The organism is Clostridia bacterium (assembly GCA_017620395.1).
Classification (GTDB): Bacteria; Bacillota; Clostridia; order Oscillospirales; family RGIG8002; genus RGIG8002.
Map to the genome: position 1 here is coordinate 87,148 of JAFZQJ010000013.1, position 8,737 is coordinate 95,884.

Sequence of the window (8,737 nt, forward strand, 5' to 3'; positions counted from 1 at the left end):
GCGTCCTTTCAGCGTGTATGTTCTGCGCTTTGTAATACCTTTTTTAATAATGAATAATCATTTCGGGGTTGTAATCCCCTTGATTCATACCACTCTATATACTTTTCAATGCTTTCAGAAATGTTTTTAAGTGATGTAAAACCGAGAAACGAGTCAACTCGATCTAACATAAGTATGTTTACCCATATAATATCATCGTGCTTCATTGAGTGTACTTTATATACAAACTGATCTTCATCTCTATGCAGCGCTTTCCCTAACAAAAAGATCAGCGGCGGTGATATGTTCTTTTCAAAAAGTTTTCTGTCGCTTATCTCCGTAGGCCAAATATATGGGCGCGTGAATCTTTCCTTTTTATCATACAATCTGAAGAACGGGTTAATAACTACAATGGTACGCGTCTTTGATATTGAGAACACATAAAAGTTCTCATGAAACCACATTTGCTGTTTTAGCAATTCCATATAAGCCGGTTTATCGCGCCCGCCATATGAACGGGATAGCTTATCAAGTTCTTTTTTCAAATATTCGGCTTTTTCGCCTTCCCCTTCTGGTCCATACATTTCCGATGTCATACCGATATCCGTAATAATAAAATCGGTTCCATCTTTAGAGGTGTCCCAAATGCCCATATAGCCATAGTTATATATGCGCGACCATCTGTACACTTCATATGTGCATAAAGGATTATCTTTTACTGCGTCTAGGTCTTTGGCTTCAAGTATTACTTTAATATTCCTTAACCAACGATCCCTTACGGTTTCGTTCTCAACCACCTTTTCCTCGAACGGATACTCTTGCGAATCCAATTTCTGATAAAACAAATCGTGCATTCTATCCCTATCCGGTCCAATAACACGCATCTGCTCAATCAATAGGAATTTTCGTATAATATTTACTTGTTTCCTGTTAAGAACAATCTCGTCATCGCAAGAAGCGGGTATAATATAATTATTAAGAATAAACGCAAATGACGACTCAATCTTTTCGTTTAATTCTTTTTCTATTTCCGGCGTATACAATGATATTTCAGAAAAAACCTCATCGGGCTTTTTATTTTTTAATAGCTTACCGTTTTTTAAGTCATATACAAACAAACGCTCTCCAAACCGGCGAAGGACTAATTGCGGAACGTAGTGGTTATTCTGATTCGTTGTTGGGCATCATATTTAACGGATTTTGCTTCATAAATTTGATACCTCATTTTTTTGATTATTTGATGTGTCCATATTATCCAGCCCTATACGATGGGCTGTTATCAAATTGTTATCGGTGGTGATAACGGGGGGTAGCAGGGTTGTTGTTTTCTCTGGTGGTTTACAACTACATTTTACCACGAAAGGCAGGGAAATGCAATAACCATCCTTGCTGTGGCGTATCAAGGAATCTTACTGAACATATGGCGCACCTTATCCAAACGGCTGTTTGGACGACGGGGCTGGATGATTGGCTCGCCGACAGTGGCCTGATACCCTTTCAGTTCCGTCAGGCACACACTCCGCCCGTTGGTGTAAAAGGCCAAATCAGTACGGTATGCCTGTATGCAACGGGCGGGAATCTCGCCAGTAAAGACAACTTCATCCTTTTTTATCTGGGCCGTTTCGATGGTGGCACAGTATTTCGGCGCATCATGATAAGCCCTGGAAAGGTATTCCTGGGGCGCATAGAGGGTGAAGGAGAGATAAGGTTCCAGCAACTGCGTCCCAGATTTCTTCAATGCCTGTTCCAATACAATCGGGGCCAATGAGCGGAAGTCCGCCGGCGTACTGACCGGGCTATAGTAAAGTCCGTATTCAAAGCAAATCTTACAGTCCGTTACGTTCCAGCCACACAAGCCTTGCCCCAAACCGTAACGGATACCATCCATGACAGCGTTTTGAAAACTCTGGTTCAGGTATCCCAGGGAAACCCGGCTCTCGTATTTTACACCGGAGCCAAGCGGGAGCGGTGTAACAGACAGTCCGATAGATGCCCAAAACGGGTTAGGCGGCACCTCGATATGGATGGTGTGACTGGCCACTTTGAGCGGCCGCTCTAAATAAATGACGGTGGGTTCCTTCACTGCTGTTTCAATCTTGTATTTTTCCGTCAGCAAAGCGGAAACAACCTCCAACTGCATCCGACCCAAAAAAGAAAGAATGATCTCATGGGTGGTGGAATCCACCTCGTAGTGCAAAAGCGGGTCAGTATCCGCAATTTGCGTAAGAGCGTCCAGCAACCGGTCTCTTTGCTCTGCCGTTTTTGGCGTAATCGTCGTCCGCAGCATAGGGAAGGGAACATCACTCCACATTTCACGAGGAAGTTGGGTTTTGTCCCCCAATATATCGTTTAATCTCAAGCTGTCGCTGGGAAGGATGACAATTTCGCCCTTATGGGCGGTATCTGTCCGAACAATCTCCCCTTTGGATGGAATACGCATCTCTGTGATTTTCAGCTTTTCTCTCCCGGCTAGGGCCACCGTATCCCGCAGACGCAGCGTTCCGCTGTATAGCCGCAGATAGACAAGCCTCTGGCCGCAATCTGTATACTCCACCTTAAAAACTCTACCGCACAGGGCGGCGCTCCCCTGTTCCTTGGTCGATTGGAACAGCCCTATCACCGCATCCATCAACTGTTGAATGCCAAGGCCGTTTTTGGCGCTACCATGATAGACCGGGAGCAGGGAGGCGTCTTGAACTCGCCGCTGTTCTTCTTGCGCAAGTTCTTTCTGACTGATTGATTCTCCTGCGATATACTTTGCCAATAACTCATCGTTATTTTCGATGACCGAATCCCACACCTCTGCACTAGTGTTTTCTGTCAGAGTTATTTTCGAGGACAGCGACACTGTCTGCTTGATGATAATATCAGCGGAGAGCTTATCCCGAACAGACTGATATACGCTCTCCAAATCAATGCCAACCTGGTCGATCTTGTTGATAAAGATAATGGTGGGGATGTTCAATTTCCGTAGGGCATGGAACAGAACACGGGTCTGGGCCTGCACGCCATCTTTAGCGGAGAGCACCAAGATGGCCCCGTCCAAAACAGCCAGAGAGCGGTATACCTCTGCCAAGAAATCCATGTGGCCGGGAGTATCCACAATATTGACTTTACAACTGTGCCACTGGAAAGAAGTGACTGCCGTTTGAATGGTAATTCCACGCTGCCGCTCCAAAAACATAGTGTCCGTTCTCGTTGTCCCTTTTTCGACGCTCCCCGGCTCTGAAATGGTTCCGCTGGCATACAGCAGGCTTTCTGTCAGTGTCGTCTTGCCCGCATCTACATGGGCAAGAATCCCGATATTGATAATGTTCATGTCTATCCTCCATACAAGGCCCAAAAGGGCGCAAAAATCCCCAGCGGCAAATACTTTTACCGCTGGGGATCATGACTTCGGATACATAGAAACGCATTCAGCTAACATGAGCCGTTATCCGTCACGATATTTGATAAAAAGGCAAAAGCATTCTTAAATTGGGTACAAAAACCAAGCCCCTGCAAGGGGCAATTATTTTTGTGCCCATTATCAAATTTTATTTAAGAATACCTTGCCGCATGTTGAATAGACTCCTCAAATCAGGATGACAGCAGTATAGCATAGCACACTCTAAAATGCAAGAAGTTTTTACCCGCTGTCCCAAATAAATCAGGAGGGCATTCACCGGGACACCCTCCGATTTGGGGCCTCATGCGCAAATAATTTCTGTGTCCACGATTTCCGCCGCACACGCCCGAATATTGTTAGTCCCTCTGCAACTCATACCACAGACCGTTGCCCTCGTCAAAGATGTACTTTTCCATGAAATTACCTCCATTTTTTGTGATTATCGTGCGCCTACCCTTATTTTTGACCTTGCACCCCATTTCTGCTCCTTTTCGACCTGTTCCTGCTGGTAAGCTGCCTCCAGTATCCTGTCCGCCTGTTCCGGGCCAATGGCCCGTCTGACCCGCTCATAGTCCCTGACTTGCCCTTTCAAGCCGTCCCTCTCGGCACAAACCTCATAAATCCTGGCTGACAGGGAGCCGTTCTTACTGACCTCACGATCATAGGCGCTCTGCAACCGCTCAAACTTGCTCTTGAGGTCGAAGTAGGCCCGGTAGACGGAGCGCAGCACCTTGACGATCTTCTCCCAAAGGGGCTTGGCCTTTTTCTCCCGGTAGGACTTGGCCGATTCCAGCGGCCCCGCCTCCGGCAGCGTCCGCTCCGGGTCGTCGGAGAAGTCCGCCGCCAGTTTCTCCATGCCCTTGAGCAAGGGCGCTACATCGTCCAGCTTAGCCCTGGCCTGGGCCGCTTTCTTCTCAGCTGATGCTGCCTCCTTATTCTTTTTGTCGGCCTCAACCTGGGCCAGCGCCGACACCTCTTGAAGCTGTGCAAGCCGTTCCTGCTCACGCTCCGTCTTGAACTGCGTAACAGTCAAATGTTCTTCGGAACTACCACGTTCCCCACGCTCTACATCGTCATAGCCAGCGGAGCGCATATGCTCAAAGAAATCATCTTGCAGGACACTGTACGACTTTCGTAGAACGGGTTTGCCCTTAGCTGTGCGTAACGGCTCCCCGGTGGTTTCGTCCAGAATGGGCTTGGACGCCCACTTCTTGCTCATGCTCACCTGCATGATCGTTTCCTTGACCTTGCCCACCAGGGACTTGTCCTTGCACCGCTTTGTCCAGCGTATCTCCTTCTCCACTACCGGGATATAAACCACATGGAGGTGGTAGTGGTACACGTCCTCCCCCAGCGCCTCGGACATGGCCCGGTTGCGCTCGTCAGCGTGCATGACCGCCGACAAAATATACTGCTCTCCGCCCACGATTTTGATTGCGGCTTTATAGGCTTCGGTGTAAAATTGTTTTGCGAAGTCATACCCGCCGTGATTGTAGAAGTAAGCGGAGTTTACATCAAAGACCAACTCACCGTATCGAAAGGCATCCTCCTTGATGCCACGGGTGGAGATCACGCCGTCGGCCTCCATTTGAGCAAACATCTCCCGATACCCGGCAGACGGGGTTTTGAAATGGACATTGAGCGGCGTCCGCTCCAGTACAATGTCCTGATTGACATAGGAATCCTTCTCACGCTCGTTGTGCTGCTGGGTGTTACCGATCTTGGTTTCGGTCAGCCTCATATTTCTTGCGTTGGTACGGTCAATACCGTCGCCTCTCGCCATAGGCAAAAATCCTCCTGTTTCAGATGTTGGGTTGTTGAAAGAGGACGGGGGTTCGGGGGAGGCACTTCCTGCAGGAAGTGTAATAACCCACTATGACACTTTCATCCCTTCGGTCTGCAAAGTGTCGTGGGCTCTCCGAGGGGGTGTGGGGGCTTTGCCCCCGGCAACTGCGGTTGCCTCCCCCAGCAGGGCCGCCCTTTGAAAAGGGCACCCTGCACCCCGCCTAAACTTTGCTGCTCCCCGTGACAGCCGTGACGACCGTGACGATGTTTCAGACACCGCCGCCACTCTCAAAAAAGCCGTCACAGCCGTCACGGTCGTCACGCCTGGGACGGTTCCAGCGTCAGGCTGATACTTCTCCCGGCGTGGCTCCTGCTGTTCTCATAGCGGATGTGGTAGTCTATCAGCAGCTTCCCGGCCCGGACGTTTAGCCGCATCGCCAGGGCGTTGGGCTTCATGTCGGTCTGGAGCGCCGCTACCAGCTCGGTGGCCGTACCACCCCAGGTCGGCTTCTCCGCCGTCACAAGGGCGGCTATGGCCTCCAGCACCGGGTCGGGCGGCTCTGTCCATGCCTCCGTTTCCGTACGCTCCAGCGTCCATATCAGCCGTTCCTTGTCCCTGGTAAGATAGAATCGCTGGTCTTGCTGGTCACGCCCGGCCACGTCCAGAACGGCGCTGCCGTCTGTCCGCTTCTCCTTTTGAAGAAGAAAGGCCCCGTCCGCCGCTCCCAGCAGACCGTTGGTGCCGGAGATCATATCGAATTTGTCATCTGCCTGTTGCTTTCGAGTGTGGTGTACCAGCAGGAGGCAGACGCCGCAATCATCGGCAAGGCGTTTCAGCTTACCCACCACCTCGTAATCGTTGGCGTAGCTGTACTTATCCCCACCAGCCTCCCGGATTTTCTGGAGGGTGTCAATGATAATCAGCTTGGTGTTCGGGTGTTCCCGGACGAACTTCTTTAGCTGTTCCTCCAGGCCAACGCCAAGCTGTTTGGCGTAGACCGCAAAGAGCAGATTGTCGGTGCCCTCTGTGCCGAACATTCGGTATAGCCGCCCCTGCAAGCGGCGGTGGTCGTCCTCCAACGCCAGATAGAGGACAGTCCCCTTGTGGACAGGGTAGCCCCACAGGGGGAGGCCCATGCTGACATGGTAGGCAAGCTGGGCCATCAGGAACGACTTGCCCACCTTGGGCGCTCCCGCAAAGAGGTACGTCCCAGGGTAGAGCAGACCGTCTATTACGGGCGGTCTGCTCTGGTAGATGTTCTGGTAAAGGTCGTTCATGGAAACTGTGTGGAGGTAGGCTGGGTCGTTCATGCGCCGCATATCCCGGAGCATTTCCTCTAAATCTTTCTCTTGGGGGTTGTTTTCAGCCGTTTCCTCTGCTATACTTTGGGTAGTTGTTTGAGAATTGGGCTGTTCCCCGTCTGCGCCAACAGACGGAACCGGGACAGTCCTTTTCGTTTCTCTGGAATCCATCAATCTATCAATCCTCCTTCATGCCGCCCAGCGTCACTGAGATAAGGTCAATGGTGGCGAGAAGTTCATCCCCCACGTCGCCCCCGGCCTCAATGCGCCGCAGTTCCCCCAGGACGGCGGCGAGTTGGTCACGCAGGGCCTTGTAGACCCTGGGATTGCCCTGCACCACCACGGCCCGGTCTAAGAGCCGCCGGGTGATGTAGTCCTGCTTCGTCAGGCCAGAGAGCCGCACAGCGGCGTCAATCTGCTTGTTTTCCTCCGGGGATACCCGGAAGGCCACGGTCTTGTTCCTCCAGCGGTTGTGAGTGTCCAAATTCTTAGCTGACATTACGCTCCCATCCTTTCAAAGTCCAATTTGTCTGCCATTTCCGTCTGCTTGGACGGAAACAGGTGGGCATAGCGATAGGTGATCTCGATACTCTCATGCCCCACACGGTCAGCAATCGCCACAGCGGAGAAGCCCATGTCAATCAGAAGTGAGATGTGCGAATGCCGGAGGTCGTGGATTCTGATACGCTTGACCCCTGCCGACTTCGCCCCTCTGTCCATCTCATGGTGGAGATAGCTTTTCGTGATGGTGAAAATGCGCTCCTTCTTCTTGATACCGTAGAGCATCCCCAGGTAATCCTTCATCTCGTCACAGAGGAAGTTGGGCATTTTAATGGTGCGGTTGCTTTTCTTCGTCTTTGGCGTGGTAATGACGTCCTTGCCGTGGAGCCGCTGATAGGACTTGCTGATTTTCACCGTCCCGGCCTCAAAGTCAAAGTCTGCCGGGGTCAGGGCCAGCAGTTCCCCCTCCCGAATACCACACCAGTAGAGCATTTCAAAGGCGTAGTAGGAAACGGGCTTGTCCATCATGGCATCTGCAAACTTCTGGTACTCCGCTTTCGTCCAGAACAGCATTTCCTTCCGTTCCTCTGACCCCATGTTCCCAGCCTTGGCGGCGGGATTGGAGCGCAGCTCATAGAAGCGGACAGCGTGATTGAAGATGGCGCTAAGCTGGTTGTGCAGGGTTTTGAGGTAGGTAGCCGAGTAGGGCTTGCGCTTCTCGTCCCGGTAGGCCAGCAACTCGTTCTGCCATGCGATCACGTCCTTGGTGGTGATCTCGCTAATCTTCCGCTTGCCAAAGTAGGGCAGAATTTTCTTCTGGATGATGTTCTCCTTGGTCAGCCAGGTGTTCTCCTTGAGCCGGGGTTTCATATCCTTGGTGTAAAGCTCGGTAAAGGCTTCAAAGGTCATATCCAGGTCGCCGGAGGTCTGCATCTGGAAACTGCGCTCCCACTCCTGGGCCTCCCGTTTGGTGGCAAAGCCACGCTTGCACTTCTGTTTGCGCTCCCCCGTCCAGTCCTGATACCGCACCATGACGTACCATGTTCCTCTTGCTTCGTCCTTAAAGACTGGCATTTAGTTCCCTTCCTTTCTGGCCCCGTAGAGCCGTTCGTTGAAATACTGGCGGTTGACCCGCCCTGCGATGGTGATGAAGCCCTTGTCCTTCAATTCTTCGTTGAGCTGCCGGATGAGTTTATAGGCGTAGGGCTTCGATACACCCAGCTCGTCCGCAACTTCTTCCGCCCGGATGAATCTGTTCTCCATATGGATTCCTCCTTTCTTTTGATTTAACGCTATTTGCTTAACGTAGTCCTATTATACTAACTCTATTCCGTTATGTCAAGACCTTCCAACGAGAAAATATAAACAAATTTATTTATTTTTCTCTTGACTGGTCTAAACATATCTGTTATACTTCAAGTGTCCCCATTACATAGATTGGAGTTGGCAGTTATGGCGATTGGTGAACGTATTCGTTTCTTCCGCAACATGAAGGGCATCACACAGAAGTATCTTGGCATGGTGGTGGGTTTCCCGGAACGCTCCGCCGATGTGCGTATGGCACAGTATGAAACCGGGAGCCGCACCCCCAAGGCCGACCTGACAAAGACCCTGGCTGACTTCTTTGATATTTCCCCTGATGCCCTGACCGTCCCTGACATAGATACCGACATCGGCCTGATGCACACCCTCTTTGCTTTGGAGGATATTCGGGGGCTGACTATTGGGGAGATTGACGGCGAGGTTTGTCTGCGTCTGGACAAATCCAAAGGCAAGACCTAT

Annotated in this window: 7 protein-coding genes and 1 pseudogene; 1 reads left to right on the forward strand and 7 read right to left on the reverse strand. The window is 51.0% G+C overall.

All coding sequences use genetic code 11. The features are described from left to right. Window positions 1–8 precede the first annotated feature (8 nt). The 7 genes and pseudogenes from J5441_02460 to J5441_02490 all read right to left on the reverse strand — a co-directional run bounded on the left by J5441_02460 (window position 9) and on the right by J5441_02490 (window position 8,218). Window positions 9–1,145: pseudogene (locus J5441_02460) on the reverse strand (DUF4238 domain-containing protein). A 233-nt stretch (window positions 1,146–1,378) separates the two neighbouring features. After that, entirely contained in the window at window positions 1,379–3,298 is a 1,920-nt protein-coding gene (locus tag J5441_02465; GenBank protein ID MBO4934017.1) for a tetracycline resistance ribosomal protection protein Tet(W), read from the reverse strand. A gap of 508 nt (window positions 3,299–3,806) precedes the next feature. After that, the gene (locus tag J5441_02470) at window positions 3,807–5,150 is read right to left on the reverse strand and encodes a plasmid recombination protein (protein MBO4934018.1); all 1,344 of its coding nucleotides are present in this window, start codon (window positions 5,148–5,150) and stop codon (window positions 3,807–3,809) included. A 320-nt stretch (window positions 5,151–5,470) separates the two neighbouring features. Then, window positions 5,471–6,625, reverse strand: a complete 1,155-nt coding sequence (locus J5441_02475; GenBank protein ID MBO4934019.1) for an AAA family ATPase — start codon at window positions 6,623–6,625, stop codon at window positions 5,471–5,473. Between the two features lie 7 nt (window positions 6,626–6,632). Beyond that, window positions 6,633–6,953: a hypothetical protein gene (locus J5441_02480; protein MBO4934020.1), complete on the reverse strand. Its 321-nt coding sequence runs from the start codon at window positions 6,951–6,953 to the stop codon at window positions 6,633–6,635. Continuing rightward, window positions 6,953–8,029, reverse strand: a complete 1,077-nt coding sequence (locus J5441_02485; GenBank protein ID MBO4934021.1) for a site-specific integrase — start codon at window positions 8,027–8,029, stop codon at window positions 6,953–6,955. The genes J5441_02480 and J5441_02485 overlap by 1 nt, the downstream gene beginning before the upstream one ends. Then, complete coding sequence (locus J5441_02490; GenBank protein ID MBO4934022.1) at window positions 8,030–8,218, reverse strand: LysR family transcriptional regulator; 189 nt, start codon at window positions 8,216–8,218, stop codon at window positions 8,030–8,032. Between the two features lie 189 nt (window positions 8,219–8,407). Between J5441_02490 and J5441_02495 the strand changes: the two genes are divergently transcribed. Beyond that, window positions 8,408–8,737, forward strand: a 330-nt coding sequence (locus tag J5441_02495) for a helix-turn-helix transcriptional regulator (GenBank protein MBO4934023.1), incomplete at its 3' end; no start/stop codon positions are given.

Coding starts and splice junctions, on each gene's coding strand:
- J5441_02465 (MBO4934017.1), bottom strand. CDS start 3,298: ATGAACATTATCAATATCGGGATTCTTGCCCATGTAGATGCGGGCAAG.
- J5441_02470 (MBO4934018.1), bottom strand. CDS start 5,150: ATGGCGAGAGGCGACGGTATTGACCGTACCAACGCAAGAAATATGAGG.
- J5441_02475 (MBO4934019.1), bottom strand. CDS start 6,625: ATGGATTCCAGAGAAACGAAAAGGACTGTCCCGGTTCCGTCTGTTGGC.
- J5441_02480 (MBO4934020.1), bottom strand. CDS start 6,953: ATGTCAGCTAAGAATTTGGACACTCACAACCGCTGGAGGAACAAGACC.
- J5441_02485 (MBO4934021.1), bottom strand. CDS start 8,029: ATGCCAGTCTTTAAGGACGAAGCAAGAGGAACATGGTACGTCATGGTG.
- J5441_02490 (MBO4934022.1), bottom strand. CDS start 8,218: ATGGAGAACAGATTCATCCGGGCGGAAGAAGTTGCGGACGAGCTGGGT.